The organism is Acinetobacter sp. UBA801, assembly GCA_002296655.1.
Lineage (GTDB): Bacteria > Pseudomonadota > Gammaproteobacteria > Pseudomonadales > Moraxellaceae > Acinetobacter.
Map to the genome: position 1 here is coordinate 1 of DBIN01000051.1, position 25,522 is coordinate 25,522.

Annotated in this window: 25 protein-coding genes; 14 read left to right on the forward strand and 11 right to left on the reverse strand. The window is 43.6% G+C overall.

What is annotated here, in order from left to right:
• The 3 genes from dksA to B2W49_RS10340 all read left to right on the forward strand — a co-directional run.
• The coding region (gene dksA, locus B2W49_RS10330) for an RNA polymerase-binding protein DksA (RefSeq protein ID WP_291340687.1) at positions 1–377 on the forward strand (377 nt) is incomplete at its 5' end.
• A 2-nt stretch (positions 378–379) separates the two neighbouring features.
• Complete coding sequence (gluQRS, locus tag B2W49_RS10335; protein ID WP_291340689.1) at positions 380–1,300, forward strand: tRNA glutamyl-Q(34) synthetase GluQRS; 921 nt, start codon at positions 380–382, stop codon at positions 1,298–1,300.
• A 52-nt stretch (positions 1,301–1,352) separates the two neighbouring features.
• The gene (locus B2W49_RS10340; protein WP_291340691.1) at positions 1,353–1,592 is read left to right on the forward strand and encodes a zinc-ribbon domain-containing protein; all 240 of its coding nucleotides are present in this window, start codon (positions 1,353–1,355) and stop codon (positions 1,590–1,592) included.
• Positions 1,593–1,603: 11 nt separating this feature from the next.
• On the opposite strand, the gene ftsW is transcribed toward B2W49_RS10340, so the two are convergent.
• From ftsW to B2W49_RS10365, 5 genes are all read right to left on the reverse strand, one after another.
• Positions 1,604–2,800, reverse strand: a complete 1,197-nt coding sequence (ftsW, locus tag B2W49_RS10345; protein ID WP_291340692.1) for a putative lipid II flippase FtsW — start codon at positions 2,798–2,800, stop codon at positions 1,604–1,606.
• 19 nt (positions 2,801–2,819) lie between these two features.
• Complete coding sequence (gene murD / locus B2W49_RS10350) at positions 2,820–4,166, reverse strand: UDP-N-acetylmuramoyl-L-alanine--D-glutamate ligase (RefSeq protein ID WP_291340694.1); 1,347 nt, start codon at positions 4,164–4,166, stop codon at positions 2,820–2,822.
• Between the two features lie 169 nt (positions 4,167–4,335).
• Positions 4,336–4,587, reverse strand: coding sequence for a DUF6587 family protein (locus B2W49_RS10355; RefSeq protein ID WP_291340696.1), 252 nt, complete (start codon positions 4,585–4,587; stop codon positions 4,336–4,338).
• Positions 4,588–4,619: 32 nt separating this feature from the next.
• Complete coding sequence (gene feoB / locus B2W49_RS10360; RefSeq protein WP_291340698.1) at positions 4,620–6,476, reverse strand: ferrous iron transporter B; 1,857 nt, start codon at positions 6,474–6,476, stop codon at positions 4,620–4,622.
• Positions 6,473–6,733, reverse strand: a complete 261-nt coding sequence (locus tag B2W49_RS10365; protein WP_291340700.1) for a FeoA family protein — start codon at positions 6,731–6,733, stop codon at positions 6,473–6,475. The genes feoB and B2W49_RS10365 overlap by 4 nt, the downstream gene beginning before the upstream one ends.
• A 187-nt stretch (positions 6,734–6,920) precedes the next feature.
• On the opposite strand from B2W49_RS10365, the gene xerD reads away from it, so the two are divergent.
• The 4 genes from xerD (at position 6,921) to thrC (ending at position 11,501) form a co-directional block, all read left to right on the forward strand.
• Positions 6,921–7,838, forward strand: coding sequence for a site-specific tyrosine recombinase XerD (gene xerD, locus B2W49_RS10370; RefSeq protein ID WP_291340702.1), 918 nt, complete (start codon positions 6,921–6,923; stop codon positions 7,836–7,838).
• 147 nt (positions 7,839–7,985) lie between these two features.
• The gene (locus B2W49_RS10375; RefSeq protein ID WP_291340704.1) at positions 7,986–8,801 is read left to right on the forward strand and encodes a DsbC family protein; all 816 of its coding nucleotides are present in this window, start codon (positions 7,986–7,988) and stop codon (positions 8,799–8,801) included.
• 198 nt (positions 8,802–8,999) lie between these two features.
• Positions 9,000–10,304 carry a homoserine dehydrogenase gene (locus B2W49_RS10380; RefSeq protein ID WP_291340706.1) on the forward strand — a complete coding sequence of 435 codons (1,305 nt, stop codon included), beginning with the start codon at positions 9,000–9,002 and terminating at the stop codon, positions 10,302–10,304.
• 57 nt (positions 10,305–10,361) lie between these two features.
• Entirely contained in the window at positions 10,362–11,501 is a 1,140-nt protein-coding gene (thrC, locus tag B2W49_RS10385) for a threonine synthase (protein ID WP_291340708.1), read from the forward strand.
• 123 nt (positions 11,502–11,624) lie between these two features.
• On the opposite strand, the gene B2W49_RS10390 is transcribed toward thrC, so the two are convergent.
• The gene (locus tag B2W49_RS10390) at positions 11,625–12,713 is read right to left on the reverse strand and encodes a D-alanyl-D-alanine endopeptidase (RefSeq protein WP_291340710.1); all 1,089 of its coding nucleotides are present in this window, start codon (positions 12,711–12,713) and stop codon (positions 11,625–11,627) included.
• A 215-nt stretch (positions 12,714–12,928) separates the two neighbouring features.
• Here B2W49_RS10390 and B2W49_RS10395 point away from each other — a divergent pair, with 215 nt between their 5' ends.
• The 3 genes from B2W49_RS10395 (at position 12,929) to B2W49_RS10405 (ending at position 16,680) form a co-directional block, all read left to right on the forward strand.
• Positions 12,929–13,564 (forward strand): response regulator transcription factor GacA, encoded by a 636-nt coding sequence (locus B2W49_RS10395; protein ID WP_004975702.1) that lies wholly within the window; start codon positions 12,929–12,931, stop codon positions 13,562–13,564.
• A gap of 50 nt (positions 13,565–13,614) precedes the next feature.
• On the forward strand, positions 13,615–15,177 hold the full coding sequence (locus tag B2W49_RS10400; protein ID WP_291340713.1) for a sensor histidine kinase: 1,563 nt from the start codon (positions 13,615–13,617) through the stop codon (positions 15,175–15,177).
• A gap of 69 nt (positions 15,178–15,246) precedes the next feature.
• Positions 15,247–16,680, forward strand: coding sequence for a sigma-54-dependent transcriptional regulator (locus B2W49_RS10405; protein ID WP_004975695.1), 1,434 nt, complete (start codon positions 15,247–15,249; stop codon positions 16,678–16,680).
• Between the two features lie 48 nt (positions 16,681–16,728).
• Here B2W49_RS10405 and B2W49_RS10410 read toward each other — a convergent pair whose 3' ends face one another.
• The 4 genes from B2W49_RS10410 to lptF form a co-directional block, all read right to left on the reverse strand.
• Positions 16,729–17,892, reverse strand: a complete 1,164-nt coding sequence (locus B2W49_RS10410) for a S41 family peptidase (RefSeq protein WP_291340715.1) — start codon at positions 17,890–17,892, stop codon at positions 16,729–16,731.
• Between the two features lie 22 nt (positions 17,893–17,914).
• Positions 17,915–19,462, reverse strand: coding sequence for a 2,3-bisphosphoglycerate-independent phosphoglycerate mutase (gene gpmI / locus B2W49_RS10415; protein ID WP_291340717.1), 1,548 nt, complete (start codon positions 19,460–19,462; stop codon positions 17,915–17,917).
• A 145-nt stretch (positions 19,463–19,607) separates the two neighbouring features.
• Positions 19,608–20,678, reverse strand: coding sequence for an LPS export ABC transporter permease LptG (gene lptG / locus B2W49_RS10420; RefSeq protein ID WP_291340719.1), 1,071 nt, complete (start codon positions 20,676–20,678; stop codon positions 19,608–19,610).
• A 1-nt stretch (position 20,679) separates the two neighbouring features.
• On the reverse strand, positions 20,680–21,780 hold the full coding sequence (gene lptF / locus B2W49_RS10425; protein WP_291340720.1) for an LPS export ABC transporter permease LptF: 1,101 nt from the start codon (positions 21,778–21,780) through the stop codon (positions 20,680–20,682).
• Positions 21,781–21,938: 158 nt separating this feature from the next.
• Between lptF and B2W49_RS10430 the strand changes: the two genes are divergently transcribed.
• The 4 genes from B2W49_RS10430 (at position 21,939) to B2W49_RS10445 (ending at position 24,818) form a co-directional block, all read left to right on the forward strand.
• Positions 21,939–23,387: a leucyl aminopeptidase gene (locus B2W49_RS10430; protein ID WP_291340730.1), complete on the forward strand. Its 1,449-nt coding sequence runs from the start codon at positions 21,939–21,941 to the stop codon at positions 23,385–23,387.
• On the forward strand, positions 23,380–23,787 hold the full coding sequence (locus B2W49_RS10435; protein ID WP_291340722.1) for a DNA polymerase III subunit chi: 408 nt from the start codon (positions 23,380–23,382) through the stop codon (positions 23,785–23,787). Before B2W49_RS10430 ends, B2W49_RS10435 begins: the two co-directional genes overlap by 8 nt.
• A gap of 47 nt (positions 23,788–23,834) precedes the next feature.
• Complete coding sequence (blhA, locus tag B2W49_RS10440; RefSeq protein WP_291340724.1) at positions 23,835–24,455, forward strand: cell division protein BlhA; 621 nt, start codon at positions 23,835–23,837, stop codon at positions 24,453–24,455.
• Between the two features lie 144 nt (positions 24,456–24,599).
• The gene (locus B2W49_RS10445; RefSeq protein WP_291340726.1) at positions 24,600–24,818 is read left to right on the forward strand and encodes a hypothetical protein; all 219 of its coding nucleotides are present in this window, start codon (positions 24,600–24,602) and stop codon (positions 24,816–24,818) included.
• A gap of 110 nt (positions 24,819–24,928) precedes the next feature.
• Here the strand turns inward: B2W49_RS10445 and B2W49_RS10450 are convergent, their stop codons facing one another.
• Entirely contained in the window at positions 24,929–25,474 is a 546-nt protein-coding gene (locus tag B2W49_RS10450; RefSeq protein WP_291340728.1) for a VTT domain-containing protein, read from the reverse strand.
• Between the last annotated feature and the right edge of the window lie 48 nt (positions 25,475–25,522).

Consider the following 25,522-nt stretch of genomic DNA (forward strand, 5'->3'; position numbering starts at 1 on the left):
AAAATGAAGAATACATGTCTGAAGGACAACTCGAACATTTCCGTCAAATTCTCATGGCGTGGAAAGAAGAGTTAATGTCAGAAGTAGATCGTACACTCAACACCATGCAAGACGAAAATACAGCTTTGCCTGATGTGAATGACCGCGCGACACAAGAAGAAGAATTTGCGATTGAATTACGTACTCGTGACCGTGAACGTAAATTGATTCGTAAAATTGAACAATCTATTGAAGCGATTAAAAACGATGACTATGGTTTCTGTGAAACTTGCGGTATCGAAATCGGTTTGCGTCGCTTAGAAGCACGTCCAACGGCAACGCTATGTATTGACTGCAAAACTTTTGCAGAGATCAAAGAGAAGCAAAATAACGGTTAATTGTGACTGTTGAAAATTCCTTTGCGGAGCATCGTCGTCAGCGAGATCATATTTCGCTGACGCGCTACTCAGGTCGGTTCGCACCATCGCCAACCGGCCCTTTGCATTTTGGCTCTCTCATTACTGCCGTTGCCAGTTATTGCGATGCCAAAGCTCAGCACGGCACTTGGTTGGTGCGTATTGAAGATACGGACATTCCACGTATTTACCCTGGTAGTGAAAGCCATATCTTGCGCTGCATAGATGCCTTTCAGTTTGAGCCCGATGCCGAAATTATTTTCCAGAAAGATCGCCTTGATCTCTATGCAGCCGTATTACAACAATTGCAGCAACGCGGCTTGGTCTATGCCTGTCAATGCACCCGTAAAATGCTTGGCTCCAATCATATTTATGCAGGGACTTGTCGCAATTTAGGCTTAGATTTTGCCAATCAAGCAATTCGAGTCAAAGTCACAGACCAAGAGATTTGCTTTCAAGACCGCTTGCAAGGCAAGCAGTGTTCCAAGCTTGCGCAGGACTTGGGCGATTTTGTCCTAAAACGGCGTGATGGCATTATCAATTATCAATTGGCAGTGGTGGTGGATGATTATCTACAAGGTATTACCCATGTGGTTCGTGGCGCAGATTTACTCGACAACACTGCACGACAAATCTATTTGGGACAACTGTTAGGCTACCCTAAACTTACATACACGCACCTGCCTTTAGCCATGAATGCGCAAGGGCAAAAACTGTCTAAACAGAACTTGGCACAAGCTTTAGATTTAAGCCAAGCTCCAAAGTTGCTACAGTCCGCTTTAACCGCCTTAAATCAGGTTGCTGTCGAATTAGATACACCTGCACGCATGCTCACACAAGCCATTCAACAATGGGATCTTTCACGTATTCCTGCGGGTACAGCTTTACACGGCTATTATTTATAAAACTTAAAACTCAGTTATGCTCAAATTGAAATGGATCATTTGAGATTGTGTCATGTTTTTTATTTTTGCTGTGGGACCGAAAACCAAAGTAGTCGAGAAAAAGCAATTTAACTGCCCCGTTTGCCGCATCTGTTGCAGCTATGAACTCAGACAGCAACGACAATATTTCTCCTTATTTTTTATTGCCTTGTTCCCTGTATCTAAACGGCAAAATACTATGGTCAAGTGTTTAAATTGTGGAACAGTCATGCCAAGCATGGTCTTGCACCATACTCAGCTAGAAGCGAAATAGAAAGATCAATTCTAGAAATTCGATTCCTCACGGCTTGGGTTAATCTCGTGCGTGCTGGCTTCAATTTTCAAAATCAAACTCACCATCACTGCACACATAATTAACGATGAACCACCATAACTAATAAAAGGCAGGGTCAAACCTTTGGTCGGCAACATACCCATGTTCATGCCTGCGTTCACCATAATCTGCAATAAAAAAATAATGCTGATGCCATAAGCCAAATACCCTGCACGTAAGTACTGGTTTTTTAGGGCACGATGACCAATTTTAATACAGGCAATCAACATAGCAAAAGAGAGGCACAGCACCACCAAAATGCCTAAAAAGCCAAATTCTTCACCCAAGACAGCCAACATAAAGTCTGTATGTGCTTCAGGCAAATAGGACATTTTCTGGATACTATGCCCCAAGCCTACGCCTACCCATTCACCGCGTCCAAATGCCATTAAAGCATTAGACAACTGATAGCCGACACCCAAAGGGTCATTCCACGGGTTTGAGAACGACATTAAACGCTCAAAACGATAAGGTTCGAATACCACTAAAAACACAAAGGCGGCAATAATCGCACCAAAAGCAATCCCAAACTGAATTAATGGTGCACCCGCTAAAAAGAACACCCCCAACATGGTCAAGGCAATCACCACTGTCGCCCCTAAATCAGGCTCTGCAATCACTAAACCTACCGTGACCGCCATAATCACAGCAAGACGAATCAACCCTTTAATGTTATTACGCACCTCTTCAGCACGGCGTACCACATAGTCAGCGGTAAAAATAGCCATCATCACTTTAGCGACTTCGGACGCTTGCAAGGTAAAGCCTGCGACCCGAATCCAGCGTTTAGAACCATTGACTTCGGTACCCACCAACAAGACTGCAGCTAACAAGGCAATGGTCACAATCCACAGAAAAAAAGTGTTATTAAACCAAGTGTTCAACGGCACTCTATAGGCAATCACAGCAGCGCCTAATGCCACCACAATTGAAATGCCATGACGTAATACGTAGTGAAAGGGATTTTCATGCATACGCTCGGCATAGGGCATCGAAGCCGACGCCACCATGATTGAACCAATACATAACAACGCCAGTACGCTAAAAATCAGTACATTGCGTACATTCACTTCCGTTGGCAGTTTGGGTAACCAGCGATCATATACCTGATTGAGTTTATTGATTGTTGTCTGAGCAAAGCCAGCCATATCTCACACCTTATTGTTGTTATACCAGTGCGTTGACATAAGCAACGAACTTGTGACCACGTTCTGGATAGCCCGAGAACATATCAAAACTTGCGCATGCAGGTGACAATAGCACCACATCGTGCGCTTGTGTATGTTGTTGGCAGATTTCAACGGCTTGTTGCAAGGTATCTGCAGTTAAGAGTTGGGTTGTTCCGGCAACTGCTGTTTCAATTTTCGTGGCATCCTCACCAATCAACACCGCCAGTTTGGCATATTGTTGCAATGATTGACGTAGCGCAGTAAAGTCCTGCCCTTTTCCTTGCCCACCTAAAATAATCGCAACCTTGCCGCCTTGTGCCTGAATTGCTGCGCCCAAGCCATCTAAGGCCGCCAAAGTTGCACCAATATTGGTTCCTTTGGAGTCATTATAATAACGCACCCCATGTAATTCTTTGACGAATTCGCATCGATGCTCCAAACCTTTAAAGGTTTTCAACGTTTCCAGCATGCTGTGCATAGCTAAACCAATGGCTTCACCCAATGCCAAGCATGCTAATGCATTAGCAATATTGTGTGTACCTTGAATATACATCTCGGTACTTTTTAATAAACGCTCACGCCCACGTGCCAACCACATACTGCCATCATCATCTTTTAACAAGCCGTATTGATTTAAGTCAGGCGCATTTAAGCCAAAACTTTGCATAGAAGTTTGATCTGGCACTAACGGACGACTTAAAGCATCATCACGGTTAAACACCACTTTTTTCACACCCTGAAAAATACGATGTTTGGCTGTGTGATACCCCAGCATATCGCCATGACGGTCTAAATGGTCTTCACTCATGTTCAGCACCACCGCCACTTCTGCATTTAAATTTGAGGTGGTTTCTAGCTGAAAACTGGAAAGTTCTAAAATATACAGCTCAGGATTATCTTTGATCAGATCTAACGCAGGACGTCCCAAATTACCACCTACTGCGACTTTTTTGCCTGCCTGCTCTGCCATTAAACCAATGAGCGTGGTCACGGTACTTTTCGCATTAGACCCTGTAATTGCCACAATAGGTTTGTCGGTCGCACGACGTAAAATCTGAATTTCACTCACCACAGGAATTCCCTGTGCCATCGCCGCCTGAATTTCAGGGAGTTTTGGATCTAGCCCTGGGCTAATCACAATTTCTTCTGCAGACAGCAATAAATCCTGATCAAACTGACCAAAGCGGGTTTCCACTTCGGCAGGAATTTGGTCATGCCCTGGGGGTGTGGGACGAGAATCTGTCACAGCAACGCGGTAACCTTGATGATGTAAAAAATTAACAGCTGCAACACCAGAAATACCAAGTCCTGCAACGACTTTTAATCCACCACGTTGTATTAACATTTTTTCCCCATTTTGTGCGCTAATTTTAAAACAGACAAAATAGTAGCACTTTGCTGTTTTGAATGCTTTTTCTGTTTGCAGTTCCTGCAGTTTTTTTTGTGTCAGTGCGTAAAAAAACCGTCATATTGCTGACGGTTTTTAAAAAGAATATCACTACAGTGAATCAACTCTATTTCCACTTCACCGCTTGGACTTCAACTTTCTTTTCTGCGGGTTGATCTGAATGATCACAGCCACAACTACCACCACAACCTGCCGCTGCCGCAGGCTTCAACCACTTGGCTAAGCCATGCCAGCCTTTTTCAGTACAGAAATTGGACAGCTTTAGAAAAAATGCGCTAGAGGTTTGAGGAAAGACTTTTTTAAAGACCACCACAGCACTCCACAACACCAATGCAGCAACAATCAGAATTTCAATCATGTTTGTCTTCTCCTGTGAAGCCTAAAATAGCCTTAACTCAACAAATAAGATGCTGTTTGATAAGTTAAAAACGACATTAAATAAGCCAAACCAAATAAATACACCGTCATAAAACTGACTGTACGCCATGAACCTGTTTCACGCTTTACGGTGGCCAAAGTCGCCAAGCAATGCGGAGCATAAATAAACCACACCAATAACGACAAACCCGTTGCCAATGACCAGCCCAGTTCGCCACCGCCACTAATTAAAGCGGCCAAACCTTCGGAAATAGCGTCTTCATCGACTGCAGATAAGGCATAGACTGTGCCTAAGGCAGCCACGACCACTTCACGCGCTGCCATAGCAGGAATCAAGGCAATCACGATCTGCCAGTTAAAGCCAACTGGAGCAAAAATCGGCTGTAATACATGCCCCAGCATCCCTGCAAAACTGTAGTCAATTGCAGGCAGGGGCGCACCTTCAGGCGGTTGCGGGAAGGTACACAAGAACCACAATAAAATCGACAGCGCAAAAATAATGCCACCGACACGCTTCAAGAAAATTTTGGCGCGATCCAGCAAACCAATCCACACGCTTTTTAGGTCTGGAAAACGGTAGCTTGGTAGTTCCATCAACAAGACATGCTCAGATTTATCTTTTTGCAAAAATTTAAGCACAAAAGATACGCCCAAGGCACTCACAATGCCCGCCATATACAGACCGAATAGCACTAGGCCTTGTAAATTAAACATACCCCAGACGATTTGATTGGGAATGAATGCAGCGATGAGCAAAGCATATACAGGTAAGCGCGCAGAACAAGTCATTAACGGCGCGACCATAATCGTAGTTAAACGATCACGTGGGTCGGCAATACTACGTGTTGCCATAATGCCTGGCACTGCACAAGCAAAACTAGACAGCAATGGAATAAAGGCACGACCACTCAAACCTGCGCTAAACATCAGTTTATCGAGCAAGAATGCTGCGCGTGGCAAATAGCCCGATTCTTCCAAAATTAAAATAAACAGGAACAGAATTAAAATTTGCGGCAAGAACACCACCACACCGCCTGCGCCTGCAATAATGCCATCCACAATCAAGCTGTTCAGTAAGGGATGGCTAATGTTTTCGCCAATCACTTCACCTAGCCAGCCAAAGAAGCTTTCAATACCATCCATAAATGGTGCAGCCCAAGAAAAAACAGCTTGGAATACCACGAACATCATCACTGCAAGGCTTACCAAGCCAAACACAGGATGTAGAAAAATTTTGTCTAAAAAGTCAGAGCGTTTGTCTTCTTCATCTACAAACTGCACCACATCATGCAAAATGGTTTGAATACGCTGATGCTGACTACCTGTTAAGCCTGTCAATTCTGTCTGCGGAACAGAAAATTTGCCCTGATCTAAGGCATGCATTAAGTTTTGAATACCTGAATCACGCACCGCAACGGTTTCCACCACAGGCACACCCAAACGCTCAGACAATTTTTGCGTATTAATTTGCATCCCGCGGCGGCGTGCTTCATCCATCATGTTGAGCACCAATAAAATTGGACGTCCCAACTCAATCATTTCAAGTACCAAACCTAAATGCAGTTTCAGGTTGGTCGCATCAACCACACACAAAAATGCATCTTGCTGACCTTCTTCAGCAATTTTGCCCTGAACCACATCGCGGGTAATGGCTTCATCTGGACTGGTGGCTTCTAGGCTGTATGTACCCGGTAAATCCAACACCCGCACCGCCTGCCCTGAAGGCAAGCTGAACTGACCCACTTTGCGCTCTACGGTAACACCCGCATAGTTTGCAACTTTTTGACGTGTCCCTGTCAAATGGTTAAATAAAGAAGTTTTACCGCAGTTTGGATTCCCTACAAGTGCGATACGTAAGGCATCGCTCATGCAGTTACTCCCTGCTCAATTTCTATGCGTTCAGCTTCTACTTTGCGCAAGGCAAAACGGGTAAATCCCACTTGAATTAAGATCGGATCTCCACCAAAAATACCTTTGGTAATTACCTGCACAGGCGTCCCAGGCACAAAGCCTAACGTTTCTAAGCGATTCGCAACCAAATCATTTAGGGATGTTGCACCATCGGCAGTCCGAAGTACCTGACGTATGATGGCTGTTTGTTTTGCTTTGAGTTCTGACAAACGCACCGTGAAATTCCTATACTATTTTTTTGCCCATTATATACGCAAATGAGAACAATTAACAAATAAGGTCAACTTACATTTAAATGTTTTATATCACATCGACAGCCCTGCTGAATTGGATTACAGTAGAAAATAACGCTGCTTATTATCAAATTTCTCAATTAATTTTGTGATTTTGTCTGTGATGCCTATGCTGAACAAAAAACCTCGTATTCCTGCTGCAATACAAATTCCAGAAGCTTTGAGTTTTTTGGAAGGTTATCGCAACGATTTAATCGCACAAAGTGTTAGTCCGCATACCCGCAATGCCTATTTGTCCGATTTAATTCAATGCAGCGACTATGTCAGCAAACCCATGCCTGAATGGAATCATGACGATATTTCGGATGTACTCATCGAACTCACCAAACAACAAAAAAGCCCCCGCTCTATTGCACGCTGCCTGTCTGCGCTGCGTTCTTTTTATAAATTTTTAAGAGAACACAAACTACGTTCTGACAACCCTGTTGCTGCGCATAAAACTCCAAAATTAGGTCGTGCCTTACCCAAAGATTTATCGGAAGCCGATGTGGAAGCTTTAATTCACGCCCCAGATATCAACACCGCACTGGGATTACGAGATCGTGCCATGCTTGAAGTCTTATATGCTTGCGGTTTACGGGTGACGGAGTTGCTGAATTTACGTTTAGAATTGATCAACCTAAAACAAGGTTATTTACGAATTGTAGGTAAAGGCAATAAAGAGCGTTTGGTACCCATGGGGCAAGTCGCTTGTGAGTGGATAGAAAAATATTTAACTGAATCGCGCCCGCAGCTGTATAAAAGTGCCACCGATTATCTATTTTTAACGGTGCAAGGCGGCATCATGAGCCGACAAAATTTCTGGTATGCCATTAAACGCTATGCTCTGCAAGCAGGTATTCAGACCGAGTTATCGCCACACACATTAAGACATGCCTTTGCCACCCATTTACTCAATCATGGGGCAGATTTACGCGTGGTACAAATGCTACTTGGACACAGCGATTTATCCACCACACAAATTTATACCCACGTCGCACAAATCCGTATGCAGCAATTGCATGCCCAGCATCATCCACGGGCTTAAAACAAAAACAACGTAGAAGTATAGGGTCTACTGACACTTCATCTATGAACGCAAGCCATTTATGAAATGGCAACAGACCCTAACGATCACGAATATTTTTTGTTATGCTAACGCTCTATTTTTTATGCCAACAAGAAAGGGTTGTTTATGACACTTACCCGCTCGACACTTTTGATTGCCTGTTCACTGGCAAGTGCTTTTGCAATCACCGCATGTTCAAATGCAAACAACGAAGATAAAAAGCAAACCACGCTTACCGCCAGTGCCCCTGCAACGGGTGAAGCATCAACCCTAATTGAACGCAATACACAACAGCGTTTAAGCACGACCTTGCAACAACATTTTAAAACTGCAGGCATCAACGCCAAAATTACCGACATTAAAGCCACGGAAGTTCCAAATTTATTTTGGGTGAGTCTTGAAGGCATGTCATCGGTCTATGCCACCAGTGACGGCAAATACATTATTCAGGGCGATGTGATCCGTTTAGGTGACAAAGAACTGCATAACGTCAGTGAAAACCTGCAAGCAGGCGTGAACAAAAAAATCTTTGCTGAATTAAAGCAAGAAGATTTACTGGTCTTTCCTGCCAAAGGCAAAACCAAACACGTCATTTATGTATTTACAGATGTCAGCTGCCCATATTGCCATCGTCTGCATGAACAAATGGATGAAATGAACGGCAAAGGCATTGAAGTCCGTTATATTGCTTGGCCACGTGGCGAACAGCACATGCCGAACATGGAAGCGATCTGGTGTAGCGAAGACCGTCATGCAGCCTTTAATGCGGTCATGAATGGTGCATCAATTGCGCCTGCCAACTGTAAAAACCCTGTTCGTGCTCAATATCAATTGGGCTTAAATATGGGCGTAAATGGCACACCTGCAATTTATAATGCCGAAGGCGTATATTTAGGCGGCTATATGTCTACCGCTGAATTGATCAAGCGTTTAGACAACTAAAAATAGAGTTTCTGTGGATGCTGCATCATTGCAATACACCAAGATGCAGCATCTATAGAGCCATCATAAATAACGATTTCTTATGCGTTATTTTACTTTTTTTTATACTGTAAAGATAAGTGCGATCTGCCCTAGAGTCAGCGCGTTTTTTTAGCTATGATCTAGACTCGCTTAAAGTTGATTAATATGGAGTGTGACGTGAAACCAGTTCGTCTGGCAATCCTCGGTCTTGGTACTGTGGGTGGTGGTGCCCTTAAACTATTAAAAGAAAATGCTGCTGAGATTAGACGTCGCACCGGTCGTGAAATTGAAATCACCTATGTGGGAACACGTCGTCCGCGTCCAGACCTCAACTTGCCAGAATCTGTCAAGCAAAGTGATGACTTGATGGACATCGTACGTCAACCCGATGTAGACGTCGTGGTTGAAGTCATGGGCGGTATTCACCCTGCTTATGACGTGATCATGGAAGCCATGAAACACGGCAAACAGGTCGTGACAGCCAACAAAGCCCTACTTGCAGAACATGGTAATGAGCTATTTAAAGCGGCTGAAGACAATGCCGTACAAATTGCCTATGAAGCTGCGGTTGCGGGTGGCATTCCAATCATTAAAGTCATCCGTGAAGGTTTGGCTGCCAACAAAATTGAATGGTTGGCAGGCATCATCAACGGTACAGGTAACTTCATTTTAAGCGAAATGCGCGAAAAAGGTCGTGCCTTTGAAGATGTACTGAAAGAAGCACAAGAATTAGGCTATGCCGAAGCCGATCCGACTTTTGATGTAGAAGGTATTGATGCTGCACACAAACTGACCATTTTGGCTTCATGCGCATTTGGTATTCCGCTACAGTTTGACAAGGTCTTTACCGAAGGTATTGGCAAAGTTACCGCACAAGATGTGAAATATGCCGAAGAACTCGGTTTCCGCATTAAACACTTAGGGATTGCCCGTCGCACCGAAAAAGGCATTGAACTGCGTGTTCACCCAACCTTAATTCCTGAAGAAGAATTAATTGCGAATGTTAACGGCGTAAAAAATGCGGTCTTGGTACAAGCCAATGCAGTTGGTCCAACGCTCTATTATGGCGCAGGTGCAGGTGCAGGCCCAACAGCCTCTGCTGTGGTTGCCGATGTCATTGATATTGTCCGTGACATTTCTTATACCGAAGATGGCGCTGGTACAATTCCACAATTGGCATTTGAAGCCTTAACCGACTTGCCAATTTTAAGCCGTGAAGAAATGACTACGGGTTACTACATTCGCATTAATGCCGAAGACCAAACTGGCGTACTAGCCGATGTGACCACGATTTTAAGCCGTGCGGGAATCAGTATTGATGCCATCATGCAGCAATCACGCTTAAAAGACCTTATTCCTATCGTAATTCTGACTGACCCAGTCCTAGAATCGAAAATGGATGAAGCGTTACAACAAATTCAAGCATTGCCAACCATTCATGGCGAAATTGTACGAATTCGTTTAGAATCGCTTGATAATTAATCGGGTGAAGGGGAGTATTTCCCCTTGCCAAGCTCTACACACAATTGGAACATCATCATGTCGAATGCCAATCGTTATACTGGTTTAGTTGACCGTTATCGTGACCGTTTACCAGTGTCTACAACCACACGTGCAATCTCTCTAGGCGAAGGAAACACGCCGCTGATTAAGCTTGAGAATATTCCACGCATTATTGGTAAAGATGTTGAAATTTATGTGAAGTATGAAGGCTTAAACCCGACAGGTTCATTTAAAGACCGTGGCATGACCATGGCAGTCACTAAAGCAGTTGAAGAAGGTTCAAAAGCCATTATCTGTGCATCGACAGGTAACACTTCTGCTGCTGCAGCGGCTTATGCTGCCCGTGCAGGTATCAAAGCATTCGTTTTAATTCCTGAAGGCAAAATTGCCATGGGTAAAATGGCGCAAGCGATGATGTACGGTGCCATCACCATGCAAATTCGCGGTAACTTTGACGATGGTATGCGTCTAGTCAAGGAAGTTGCCGACCAAGCACCTGTGACCATTGTGAACTCAATCAACCCTTACCGCCTACAAGGTCAAAAGACCATTGCGTATGAAATTGTAGATGAGTTAGGTCGTGCACCAGATTACCACTGCTTGCCTGTAGGTAACGCAGGAAACATTACTGCACACTGGATGGGTTATACCGAAGCGGTTGCCAACCAACCTGCCGATCAATTCGAGCAAGTGATCTATGACGCAGCAACGGATAAATTCACAGGTCCAAACCCTGAAGGTCGCCCAATCATGGTTGGTTATCAAGCGTCTGGCGCTGCGCCATTCTTACGTGGTGCGCCTGTAGAAAACCCTGAAACTGTTGCAACTGCAATTCGTATTGGTAATCCACAAAGCTGGAACCATGCTAAAGCCGTTGTACGCGATTCAGAAGGTTGGTTTGATGAGCTCACTGATGCTGAAATCTTAGAAGCACAACGTATGCTTTCAATGTATGAAGGCGTATTTGTTGAGCCTGCATCTGCTGCATCAATTGGTGGTGCAATGCGCGACATTAAAGCAGGTAAAATTAAAGAAGGTTCTGTGATCGTATGTACTGTAACAGGTAACGGTCTGAAAGATCCTGACACTGCCATGAAACAATGTGCAGATGCGGTGATGCTATCTATTGATGCTACCATGCAACAAGTAAAAGACTCGATTCTTTCAAATATGTAAAATTTGAAGTGTCGTAAAAAAACCCTGCTTTGACAGGGTTTTTTCTTGTCTATTTTTTCTATTTAGATTTTTCAGCCTTCATTGTGAGCATCACACCACCCACCACCAAAGCTGAATGTTCGCTTAAATACGTTTAGGTAACTGACTTGCCCAGCTCATTAAGCGGGTTGCGTCATTGGTACGTGCTTGTGAAGTATCTGCACCTAAAAGCACCACTACCGCAGGACGGTTATTCAAAGTGGTATGCATCACCACACAACGCCCTGCTTCATTGATATAGCCTGTTTTAGACAGGTTGATATTCCAGCCACCATTACGCACCAGTGCATTGGTATTGTTAGATTTCAATACACGATAACCCAAGTTAAAGTCATAGCTTGGCGTGGTTGAAAATTGGCGAATCAAACCATATTGCGAAGCGGTGCTAACCAAAATACCCAAGTCACGCGCAGAAGAAACATTACGCGGGTCTAAGCCTGTTGCTTCGGTAAAGCGAGTAGAATGCATACCCAATTCACGCGCTTTAGCATTCATTGCGGCTACAAAGGCATTTTTCCCACCGGGATAAGTACGTGCTAACGCTGCAGCAGCAGGGTTTTCAGATTTCATTAATGCAAACAGTAATGCCTCAGCACGGTTTAACTTGTCACCTACACGTAAGGTTGAGCTTGAGTTTTTACCTGCCGCACCTGCAAAGTCAATCGATTGCAAAGTGATTTGTTCAGACATATTCAAACGTGCATCAGAGGTCACCACTGCCGTCATCACCTTAGTCACAGATGCAATCGGTAATGCCGCATTGGTATTTTTGCTATACAGCACTTCACCTGTTTGCGCATCCATCACCAAAGCTGCACGTGCATTAACTGACGGTTGGCTACTATAAGCAGACGTATCTAAAATACGGACTGTTTTCGGTGCAGCAGAAGCCGGTGCAACACCATTACTACTACGCACTGTCGTGGTAATTTTAGTTGAACCTGGCGGTGTAGGATCAACATAACTTTCTGGGCTAGCCTGAGTACTTGCACTGGTACTTTCTAGATCTCCATTTAAGAATTGATTGGCTTGCTCCGAAGACCAACTTAAGGTCGCCTGACCGTCGCTCCCAGAGGAAGGATTGATGACAAGTTCAGCAAAACTGACAGAACTTAGGCTGAACATCATAGATGCGACCAGCACATGCATTAACGACTTCTTAGAATTTTTCACGACTGCTTACTCAACTCAGGGAGGTAAGATACATTTGCGTATTACCTCAAATATGCCTTACATTTAAAAATACACCAATGAATCGTTTTTGACACCATATTGTGCAGAACTTTTCATTCTAGATTAAGAATAGCATTGCTAATTTTGTCGTTTCATTGCAAGCTAATTTTGCTTTATGTAACAAAAAAGATGATTTTTTCAAAGGGAGAGTGTAGGTGATCACAGTTTTAGTAGTCGACGATCATGAATTGGTACGTACTGGGATTTGCCGTATGCTCGAAGACCATGCCGATGTGCAGGTGATTGGACAAGCTGAATCGGGTGAAGAAGCAATTACTTTAGTGCGTCAGCATCATCCCAATGTGGTGTTGTTGGATGTGAACATGCCTGGAATTGGGGGTGTAGAAACCACACGTCGTCTGTTGCAAACTGCACCAGACACCAAAGTTTTGGCTGTGAGTGGTTTGGCAGAAGAACCTTACCCCTCTTTATTGCTGAAAGCAGGTGCAAAAGGCTATATCACCAAAGGCGCACCTGTCAGTGAAATGGTACGTGCCATAAAAAAAGTCATGCAGGGCGGTAAATACTTCAGTGCCGACATTGCCGAACAACTGGCAAGTTCATACTTATCTGACACACAACAATCGCCTTTTGATAGTCTTTCAGAACGTGAAATGCAAGTGGCGATGATGGTAGTGAACTGTATTAGCGCACAAGAAATTGCCGATAAGTTATTTGTCAGTGTAAAAACCGTGAATACCTATCGTTACCGTATTTTCGAAAAATTAAATATTGATAGTGATGTCAAACTGACCCACCTTGCCATTCGTTATGGACTGATTAAACCCTAAACGTTCAAGTATTTTCAACGCTGTTGATGCAAAGATAAGACCTTTACTATATGCCAGAATTAAAACAACATTCTGAGTTAAATCAGTATCATCTTGGCATGTGGTATGGAACTTACCGACTGCTGATTGCCTTTTGTTTGCTACTGATTACCCTACTCACCTTTCAGCAGCTTGGCACACAATATCAGTACCCAGGTTTATATCTGTACACCTTGGTTTGTTATTTTATTTTTAACTGCTTGCAACTGATCAGCTATAAATACATTCCCTTTAAAATCACGCAACAACTGACCTTATTTTTTGCGGTTGATATTATCGCGCTGAGTACCCTGACTTTTGCCAGTGATGGACCCAATTTATATTTAAGCCTGCTATTTGTGATCACAATTTTTGCGGCTTCACTCTTGCTAGAAAAGCGTAAAGCTTTAGCAATTACCCTAATCGCGATGATTATGGTGATTTATCAACACTTTGTTGGGAGTTTGCTGGAATTTTCATCACTCAATAATATTAGTCAAAGTGCGCTTTTGGCATTTTTATTTGGGGTGGTTTATGGCAGCGGACGTATTGCTGTACGACGTTTCCAAATTTTAGAAAATCTAAACTTTTCACAGTCTTTGGAATTAAACCGCCTACAAAATATCAACCGTTATATTTTAGAACAAACCGAAATGGGCTATTTGGTTTTAGATGAAAATTGTCATGTCGTCCTTAGCAACCCTGCCGCCTGTCATTTGCTTGGAATTCATCCCAAATATGCACACGCGACTTACCCATTGTATAAAATTCAACCCGATTTATTTGATCTGTTCAAATTTGATCAGTTGCAGGATGGAGAAAAGTTTCAATTCGAATCACAACTCAGCAATTTTCATGTGCACATTCAGGTCCAAAAACTCAGAGTGCCACATCAAACACTGACTTTATTGGCGCTGCAGGATGGACGTAAAATTAATCAACAAGTTCAACAACTCAAATTAGCCGCCTTAGGACAACTCTCTGCCAGTATTGCGCATGAAATTCGCAATCCTTTGGCAGCGATTGTACAAGCCAATAATTTATTTAAAGGCAGTGACGTTGCCCAGCAACAATTGCTGTCCGACATGATCAGCAAACAGGCGACACGAATTGATAAAATTATTTGTGATACGCTGAGCATGGTCAAAAACAAACAAACTACGCCTGTCCCGATTCAGCTCAATCATTTTTTGCCGCAATTCATTCAGGAAGATTTACCTGATGCAGCGAGTCAAATTCAACTTACACTGACCGAACAACTGAGCATTCTGTTTGATGAATCACAGTTTCGCCAAGTGCTGATTAACCTGATTCGTAACGCCATTCGACACAATGCTGCACAGCAGCCCATTGAGATTACGGTCTACCCGCAAACAACTTATATTTATATTGATGTGCGGGATTTTGGTGCAGGTGTCGCCAGTCAAGATCTCCTCTATCTGTTCCAGCCATTTTTCAGTACCGAAATCAATGGAACTGGTTTAGGATTGTATCTATCGCATAGTTTTTGCGAGGCGAATCAAGCCAAGCTGAGCTATGTAGAACAAGAACAAGGCGCATGTTTCAGGATGAAATGTCTACGTGCCATTGAATAAACGCGATTGATATTGGATCAATCTTGTTGCTGTGGTTTTGATTTAATTTTGTGTGGTTTTGGGGAAAATATGCACGCTGTTCAACCTTTGGTTTTATTGGTCGATGACGAAGAAGACCTTTGTACCCTCATGCAGATGACTTTGGCACGTATGGGGATTCAAACCCATGTCGCGTATCGTTTAGCACAAGCCAAGCAATTATTGGCAGAACATCAGTACGATGCTTGCTTAACCGATTTAAACCTGCCCGATGGCAATGGCTTACAACTGGTGGAATGGATTTCCGAACAATATCCGAATGTGCCTGTTGCCGTATTGACCGCTTACGGCAATATGGATATTGCGATTGCTGCTTTAAAAGCAGGTGCATTTGACTTTGTCAGCAAGCCTGTCAATCAAATACATTTACAGCAACTCCTTGAAAAAGCACTGAATAAACCTTTCGACACCACCGATCATCACAGCCAAGATCAGCTTGAATATAAAATGTTGATTGGGCAATCTTTGCCTATTCAGCAATTGCGCAGCACCATCAAAAAAATTGCGCGCTCGCAAGCGCCTGTATTTATTACAGGCGAATCAGGTACGGGGAAAGAAGTTGTCGCCAATTTGGTTCACCGTTTAAGTAACCGCAACGAAGGACCATTTATTGCAATTAACTGTGGTGCAATCCCCACCGAACTCATGGAAAGCGAGCTATTTGGACACAAAAAAGGTAGCTTTACAGGAGCGACTCAAGACAAACAAGGTCTGATTCAATCTGCACATGGTGGCAGCTTATTTTTAGATGAAATTGCCGAACTGCCACTGAGCATGCAAGTCAAACTGCTGCGTGCCGTTCAGGAAAAGCGCATCCGTCCTGTGGGTTCAGATAGTGAAATTGATGTCGATTTTCGTGTGATCAGCGCCAGTCATCAGGACTTAGAAAGTTTGGTTCAGCAAGGACGTTTCCGTCAGGATTTATTCTTCCGTATTCACGTGATGGATTTGGTCTTGCCTGCCTTGCGTGAACGTGGACAAGATATTCTGTTATTGGCAGACCACTTCATTCAAAAAGTTGCACAAGAATGGGACATTCCTGCCAAACAACTGACACCTCGTGCCCAGCAATTTTTATTAGAACAGTACTATCCGGGTAATGTGCGTGAGTTACGCAATATTATTGAACGTGCCATTACCCTGAGTGATGATGATGTTATTGATCTCAAACACTTACAAACCGCACCCTTGCGCCAATTCAGTATGAGCAATACAGCAACCACTGAATCACAACCTACAGCAGAAACACCACAGCAGATCGTGACAGATGTATTGCTGACAGGGCGTAAACTACCTGAAGAAGGTTTAGAAGCCTATCTGGAAAAAGTAGAAAAAGACATTTTGCTGAACGCACTGCACCTCACCCACTGGAACCGTACGTTGGCAGCAAAAAAATTGGGGATGTCTTTCCGTTCTTTGCGCTATCGTCTAAAAAAATTTGGATTAGATACTGAAGATGAATAAACGCTAAAAATTAATACCGCCTAAAAATGCGTTTTACTCAGATTAGGCTTAACGACGGCTCAGCAGTAAATCTGCCACATGCTCAAGATAAGCCTCATCTTTCATTTCGGGACTTTGAATATATTGCTGATTCGGCTGAATCCCGACCCCTTCAATCATCTGTTCACGCGGAGTGTAATAATGCGAAACTGTCATTTGCAAGGCAGCACCATCGCTGAGTGGAAACAGCTTTTGCACCACGCCCTTACCATAACTTTTTTCGCCCATCACCCACGCTCGTGAATGGTCTTTTAAAGCAGCAGTAAAGACTTCTGCAGCAGATGCAGAGCGATGATTAATCAACACACCGACTTTTAAATTTTGAAATTCAAAACTTGGTAATGCCTGAAATTGCTGATCGCCTTCAGAACGACTTTTGGTCGATACAATCACACCCTGATTTAAAAATAAATCTGCAGATTCCACCGCAGCAGACAGTAAGCCTCCTGGGTTATTACGCAGGTCTATCAATACAGCTTTTAAGCGTGGCGTGCTATGTTCTTCAATTAAGCGTTTGATTTCATTGGCGGTGTCTTGCTGAAACACACGTACTTTTAACAGCAAGACCTGATTAGAGAGCATCTGCGCCTGAAGATCAGTTTCTACTTTTTTGTTGCGGACCAACATAATTTCAGGCTGACCAACTGCACGTTGTACGTTTACAGTCGATCCCACCGACCCTGTGAGTAGGTTATTGACCTGATCTGGACTCAGCTTTTTCAGTTCTTGGTTATCAATTTTAAACAGGCTGTCGCCATTTTTCAGCCCTTGTTTAGCCGAGTCGGCATTGCTACTTAAATTTTGAATCACCCAATGTTGCTGGGTGGCATCATAGCGCAAAGTAAAATCAACCGAGGCCAAATCGCCTTCGGTATATTGTAAAAGCTGTTTATATTCTTCGGCAGTTAGATAACGTGAATAACGATCTAAACCACTCACTAAGCCACGAATGGCTTGCTGAAACAAAGCATCATCACTTTTTTCAGTCACATAGTTGTCTTTGACAATGCCATAAATTTGAACAAATTCCTGTATCGACTCTACAGGCACATCCATATAGTCTTGTTGTAGTGTAGGGCCATCTAACTCCAAATCTGGTGCAGCCCAAACACTCGAATGACTGGCACACAACACGCTTGCCAACACAACCGCATAAATTTTGTGAGCCGCCATTCCATCACCTACCTGTATCGAGTTATGCCTGTAGGCGAATTAAGTTACGACCTTGCATATCTGCAGGCACTGGCAATTGCATCAAATTCAATAAAGTTGGTGCAACATCTGCCAACACGCCACCTTCTAAAATGGTGGCCTGCGTTGGACCTACATAAATGAATGGCACCAATTCAGTGGTGTGCTGAGTATGTACCTGACCGCTGTCATAGTCCTGCATTTGCTCGACATTACCATGGTCAGCGGTAATAATCATGTGACCTTGTTTCGACATCACCGCTTCATAAACGCGACCTAAGCAGGTATCTACCGCTTCAACTGCTTTGACTGCTGCATCAAACACACCAGTATGACCGACCATATCACCATTGGCATAGTTCACCACCAAAAAGTCATATTCACCTGAATTAATAGCTGCAACCAGTTCATCGGTCACTTCATAAGCGCTCATTTCAGGTTTTAAGTCATAGGTTGCTACGTTTGGTGATGGAATCAAGATGCGTTTTTCACCCGGAAATTCATCTTCACGGCCGCCACTAAAGAAGAACGTCACGTGTGCATATTTTTCAGTTTCGGCAATACGCAATTGCGTTTTGCCCAAGTCTGATAAATATTCACCAATGGAGTTTTTCAAATCTTCTGGCATATATGCCACTGGCGCAGCAATGCTAGCTTGATAACGGGTCAGCATCACAAATTTAGACAATTGCGGCACAACTTTACGTTCAAAACCAGCAAAGTCTTGTTCCACAAAAGCTTTGGTCAATTCACGCGCACGGTCAGCACGGAAGTTCATAAACACCACGCTATCGCCATCCTGAATTTTGGCAATTTCACCAATACGGGTGGCTTTAACAAACTCATCGCTTTCATCTGCTGCATAAGCCGCTGCCAAGCCCTCTACCGCAGTTGCAGCAGTACGTATTGCCTCACCTTCGGTAAGCAAACGATACGCTTGTTCTACACGATCCCAACGGTTGTCACGATCCATCGCATAGTAACGACCAATCATGCTGGTAATGCGCCCCTGATTTGGATATTGTGCAAATAATGCGTCCAGTTTTTCCAAAGAAGGCTGCGCGCTTTTTGGTGGCGTATCACGGCCATCTAAAAAGGCATGTAAATAAACTTTTGCACCGCGTTTTAATGCCAATTCTGCCATCGCCACGATATGATCTTCATGTGAATGCACACCACCTTCAGACAATAAACCAAGCAGATGCACTGCACCGTTAGCTGCTTTGGCTTTTTCTACCGCATCGACTAACACTTCATGTTCAAAGAAAGCGCCTGTACGAATGTCTTTGGTAATACGGGTAAAGTCTTGGTACAGGACACGTCCTGCACCTAAGTTCATGTGACCGACTTCAGAGTTGCCCATTTGACCATCTGGCAAGCCAACATCTTCACCTGAACCAGAGATCAAACCATGCGGATGCTTTTCCTGCATAGCAGTCAAATTTGGTCGTTTCGCTGCTAAAAACGCGTTGTCTTCGACCGCTTCGCGATGACCCACACCATCCATAATCACCAATACGTGAGGGATTTTGCCAGCAGTTGCATCCGCCATAATCAATACTCTTTTTCGTCTACAAATTAATCATGCTATCTTAACGAATTTTGCGTCAAGACTCTATGTTCAGAAGATGGTTTCCGCCACTGATTCAGATAGGTTTACTCAATCACACGGAAAAAGCAGCAGCATCGGCCCGCACTTAACGCGCACGATGCAGTAAATAACCGCCGATGACAAACATCAGAATAATAGGGATAAACACGAACCACGCAGGCGATGGTGCATAGACCAAGCTGGCATAGCCCAAGAAATCTTGCAAATAAAAGAAGGTTAAGCCGACAAATAAGGCAATCACCAACCGAAAACCCATAGATTGTTGGCGCAACGGCCCAAAAATAAAGGAGCAAGCAATCACCACCAAAGCAATCAGAGCAAAGGGCGCACCAAGTTTTTGCCAGAACGCCAGTTGGTAAGTTTTTGGCACTTGGCTGTATTCATGCATATAACTCATGAAACTGATCAATTGACTTGGGGATAGGTCTTCAGGGTCAATAGTGACCATGTGCACATATTTCGGTTGCAATGCTAAAGCCAGTGCTTGCTGGCTATTTTTGGCTAAAGTAGCGTTACCCGCCTGCAAAATATCCATCTGTTCAGTTTGATTGAGCAACCAACTGCCATCTTTAACAAACCGCCCCTGATCTGCAGACAATGTGCCACGCAAGCGATAATGATCATCAAAATCGACCACTTGCACATTTTTAAGCTGACCTTGGGCATTGGCATAGTCAATATAAATAAAACGATTACCTTCACGTGACCAATAGCCACGGACTTCGCCCAACTCCGCTACGCTTCGATGACTTTTAACACTTTTGGCTTGTTCGTTGGTATACGGTATCACCCACTCACTGAGTACAAACGACAGAACGACCAGCACCAAAGCGGAACGAATGACCCATCCCACAATACGCCACAGACTGATTCCTGCAGAACGCATCACGATCAATTCACTGTTAGAGGCTAACGCACCCAAACCCAACACGGCGCCAATCAAGGCAGAAATAGGCAAAATTTCATAGAGATAATTTGGCGCACCCCACAATACATACAGCAATGCCTGCCATGCACTATAGTTTTCATTGAGTGAACCTAGTTCGCCCAAATAGGTAAATAACACCTGCAAACCCGATAAAATTGCGGTGGCACCAAACATAGCCAGTGCAGTGGTCTTAGTAACGTGTTTTGCAACTATACGACGTGCCAACATCTTAAGACCTCACTCGCTGAATTTGCTGCTTAATTTTAGGTGCTAGTTTTTGTTTACGTGAGAACAAGGCTGCCGCAATCGCATAAGCCAACAACACCAACGGATAAGTAAGCATGCCCATTTCTTGTTTGCTGATACGGGTTTTAACCGCCATGAGCGCCACAATCAAACTGGCGAAAATTAACAAGGCAGGAAACAGTTTTAAATAACGCCCCTGACGCGGACTAACTTCTGACAATGCCACGGCTAAAAACAACGCCACCACAATCGCAAAAGGCACAAAAATACGCCATCCCAGTTCACTTGCGACCACAGGGTCTGCACGGTTTTTCCAAAGTTGCGAGGTGGTTAAGGCTTCTACTTCGGCACTTTCAAATTTAGCTTCTTTGTCATTCTCTAAACGTAAACGATAACTTTGGAATTCTGCCTGTGAATATTTGGCTGTGCCCGGAAATATTTCATAACGACGCCCTTCGACCAAATCCACCACATTGGCAGGATCATTTTCCAGCTCTACCCGTGTCGCTTCTTTTGCCAGAATCATCACATCGGGACGACCTGCTTTTTCTGCACGTTGATAGAAGAAAATATCTTTCAGGTTTTTACGGTCTTCGGATAGATCACCCGCGTAAATGGTATATGGCCCTGAAGAAATAAATTCTTTGGGTCGCACCAAGTCAAAACCTGTACGTACCGCCTGACTGGTGGTCAGTGCTTCAAACTGACGCAGTCCCCACGGTGATGCCCACAGCATTAAAAAGCCTTGGACGATCAAAAATACTAGCGTCATTGGCACCAATAAACGTGCCAGTTGATGCCGACTCACGCCACTGCTGTTGAGCACTGCCATTTCGTGGTCGACATATAAACGACCAAATACCAGCATCAAACCAATAAAGAAACCCAAAGGTAAGATCAGCGTCAAAAATTCAGGCAAGCGATAGCCAATGATGCTGAATAAAATACTCGCATCCAAACGCCCTTGTGCCGCCACGCCAAAATACTTGATCAAGCGACCACCCATCATGATCAAAGTCAGTAAGGCAATCACAACCAAGGATGTCGACACAACTTGCTTGACCAAATAACGCCGAATAATCAAATTATTTCTTCCAAAATGTGAGGGAATCCAATTCGCGTTAGTTTACCTGAATGTTGAAAATATAAAACCTATCGCCTTGTTATACATTGAAACTCGACGCATAAAAATGTTTCAATGGTTGCATAGTTTGCACATTTAGATAGGCATAAAATCCAGTGATTAAATTTAGCTTAAGTCCATCATTCCAAGAACACAGCGCGAGTGAATCTTTGTCAATTTTAGTGGCTGCAGAACACGTAGCACAAGCAACTGCTGCTTATCAAATCAAAGATTTAGACAGCATTATTCAAGCGACACAATTTAAAGCAGGCTTCAATGAAAGTTTAAGTTTGCTGGCTAGCGTTGCCGAATGTACCAATAGCAACCTGATCGGTTTGGGTAAAACTGAAGAATTACCAGCCGCAAAGCTGGCAAAAATTGCACAAAGCATTATCAAATCTTCACAAAAAAAATTTAAACAGATCAGCATTGACTTATCTGCCCTGCCTCGCGAGTTACATTATGTATTTGCACTCAGCTTGACCCAAGCAGCCTATGCTTTTGATGAATATAAAAGCAAAAAGAATGAGTTTCAGCTTGAACAAATCAACTTAATTGCCAAGGAAAGCTCACTTACTGCCGATCAGTTGCAGTTAATTGAAGCCATGCAATCAGGGCAAAACATGGCACGGGACCTGGGCAATCGTCCGGGCAATATTTGTTTCCCTGAATATTTGGCAGAACAAGCTCAAGCACTTGCGGCAGAATACCCAGATCTGCTCAAAGTCACCATTTTAGATGAAGCAGAAATGGCAGAATTGGGCATGGGTGCGTTCCTTGCAGTCAGTCAGGGTTCAGATCGTCCAGGGCGCATCATTAGCCTTGAATACCAAGCGCAGCGTGATGAAGCACCTGTGGTCTTAGTCGGTAAAGGTATTACTTTCGATACAGGGGGCATTTCACTCAAACCTGGCTTAGGCATGGATGAAATGAAATTTGATATGTGTGGTTCTGCTTCAGTCTTGGGCACCATGCGCGCACTGTGCGAAGCACGTTTACCAATTCATGTGGTCGGTACGATTGCTGCAGCAGAAAACATGCCTTCAGGCAAAGCCACTCGCCCAGGTGATATTGTGACCAGTATGAGCGGTCAAACCATCGAAATTTTAAATACCGATGCCGAAGGTCGTTTGGTGCTGTGCGATACCCTGACCTATGTGAAACGCTTCAACCCTGCTTTGGTGATTGATATTGCGACTTTAACAGGCGCTTGCGTGGTTGCATTGGGTTCGGTACTTACAGGCATGTTTACCCCAGATGACGAACTTGCGGCGGAATTGGACGCTGCAGGACACACCGCATTTGACCGTGTATGGCGCATGCCCGTGATTGATGATTATCAAGAACAACTGGATTCACCATTTGCCGATATTGGCAATATTGGTGGGCCTAAAGCAGGCTCAGTGACTGCAGCATGCTTCCTGCAACGCTTTACCCGTGACTACCGCTGGGCACACTTAGATATTGCAGGCACTGCATGGAATTCAGGTACCAATAAAGGTGCAACAGGTCGTCCTGTACCATTATTGATGCAGTTCCTCGCGCAACGTGCAAGCAATAATGGCTAAAGTCAGCTTTTATTTGTTTGAAAAAAGCCCTGAACGGCAGGTGGAAAGCACTTGCCGCTTATGCCGCAAAATTTTGCGGCAGCAGGCGCGCATTTGGCTGCATTGCCCTGACCCAGAGTTACAGCAAACATTGGACGAACGTCTGTGGAGTTTTGATGCCAGCAGTTTTATTCCGCATGGCATTAACCAAACACAGGCTAGCGTATGTATTTCTGCCGGATTACCGCAGCAATCGGATTGGATTGTGTTTAATTTTAACAGTCAGGCACTTGAAGCCTATGCTAAATTTAGTCACATTATTGAGATTATTGAAAATCACGAAGCAGCAAAAGTGCTTGGACGTGAAAAATTCAAACAATATCGACGTTTGGGCATAGAACCACAGACGTTTAAGCTTTAACTTTTAAAACTTTTTTAAAAATATAGCTCGAAATAAGGAGAGATGCGGTGACTTTAAATGTCGGCTCAGATTTTAAACAGCGCTGGTTAACTGCGCCTCAGGCTGTGCGCCAGACATTTATGGATGATCTGCATCGAATTTGTGAGGTCTTGCAACCTGAAACACAGCTACACCACTGGATTGCAGAAGATCAGCGTGCTCAGCAACAATCGCACGAAAAAATTGAACAAGCTTATGCCGAACTAAAAGCACGCTTGATTGAAGAAGCCCGCCAGCGTCGTCAGTTGGCCTTAGAGAAAAAACTGGAACAGCAGCGCGCGGAACAAGCCGCTTATGCTGCAAAGTTACAACAAGATGAAGCACAACGCTTTGCAGAACAAACTCAAGCACTTGAGCTGATGCGTCAAAGTCTGGATCAGGAAATTTCAAACTATACGGCGCGTTATGAGCAAAACCCTGAATTGCCTGGAGTGACTTTTAACCAAGCCGTAACAGCAGTAAGTGATGATAAAATTACTTCTGAACTTGAAAGTGTACGTTTGCGTTTAGAGCTAGAAGCCGAAACTCAAATTGAGCAGGCGGTCACGGTCTTCCGTGCGCGACTACATGCCGCAGCCCAAGAAGAAATTGACTATATTTTAAAAAATTCAAATTTTTCCAAAGAATAATTTTACTTTTACCCCCCAATTCACCCAAAGTCTTAAATCAAGTGTCATCAAAATGAAATAATTTTGTCTCATGATAGTCATCCAGAAAAAGTTGAATTTTCAGCTTTTATCTCCTTTAATTACTTTTGTAATCGTGGGTTTCAAATGGATATCTTGACGAAAATTTCAGGCAAAATCGACCATCTTAATACGGGCGAACAGTGGAGTATTCGTGCTCAAGATTTATGGATCAGTCGTGCAGATTTCCAATCATTAAGCATGTACTTGTCTAAAGAAGCGGAAAAGGGTAAGTTTTCAATTCAAAGTAACGATACTTTTAGCCCGCGCTTGGGTGGCACAGAATTAATTGTCACCAAACACTAAAACTGAACCAGATCAAAAGTCCACACGGTGGGCTTTTTTTGTGGTCATCAATCCATTTTTTGAGTTATTGCTGTGTTTTAAGAATAAGAAAGTAAGAAAAAATGAGGAATTTAAATCCAATCACCCAACCAAGACAAAATATTACCCAAGCCATAACCTATTGCCATTAAAGAAAAAATCCACACGGCAGCACCTATCACATTATAAAAACTAAAGGTCGCCAAAGGCATGTGCCCTGACCCTGCCGCAAATGGTGCAAATGAACGTACAAACGGTATAAAACGCGCCATTAAAATGGTTTTGCCACCATGTTTCATAAAATAATGGTTAGTTTTTACAATATATTCAGGTTTAAAATAACGTGAATGTTGATGAAAATACTTCACGCCTAGAATTCGTCCAGTGTAATAGTTGACGCTATACCCCAAGACCGCCGCGACAAAAAGCAAAATACCCATATAGTGCAAGTGCACCACATCGGTGGTGGAACACAAGGCACCAATGGCGATCAGCAAACTATCGCCCGGTAAAAAGAACATGAACACGGAACCTGTTTCAGCAAAAATAATCAGAAACAAAATGGCATAAATCCACAGGCCATAATTATCAAGTAACAATGGCAGCCAGTGTTCCAAATTCATTAAAAAATCAATCATCTACATTAAACCAAAGGGGTGTTTATGATAAAAAAAACTATCTATATC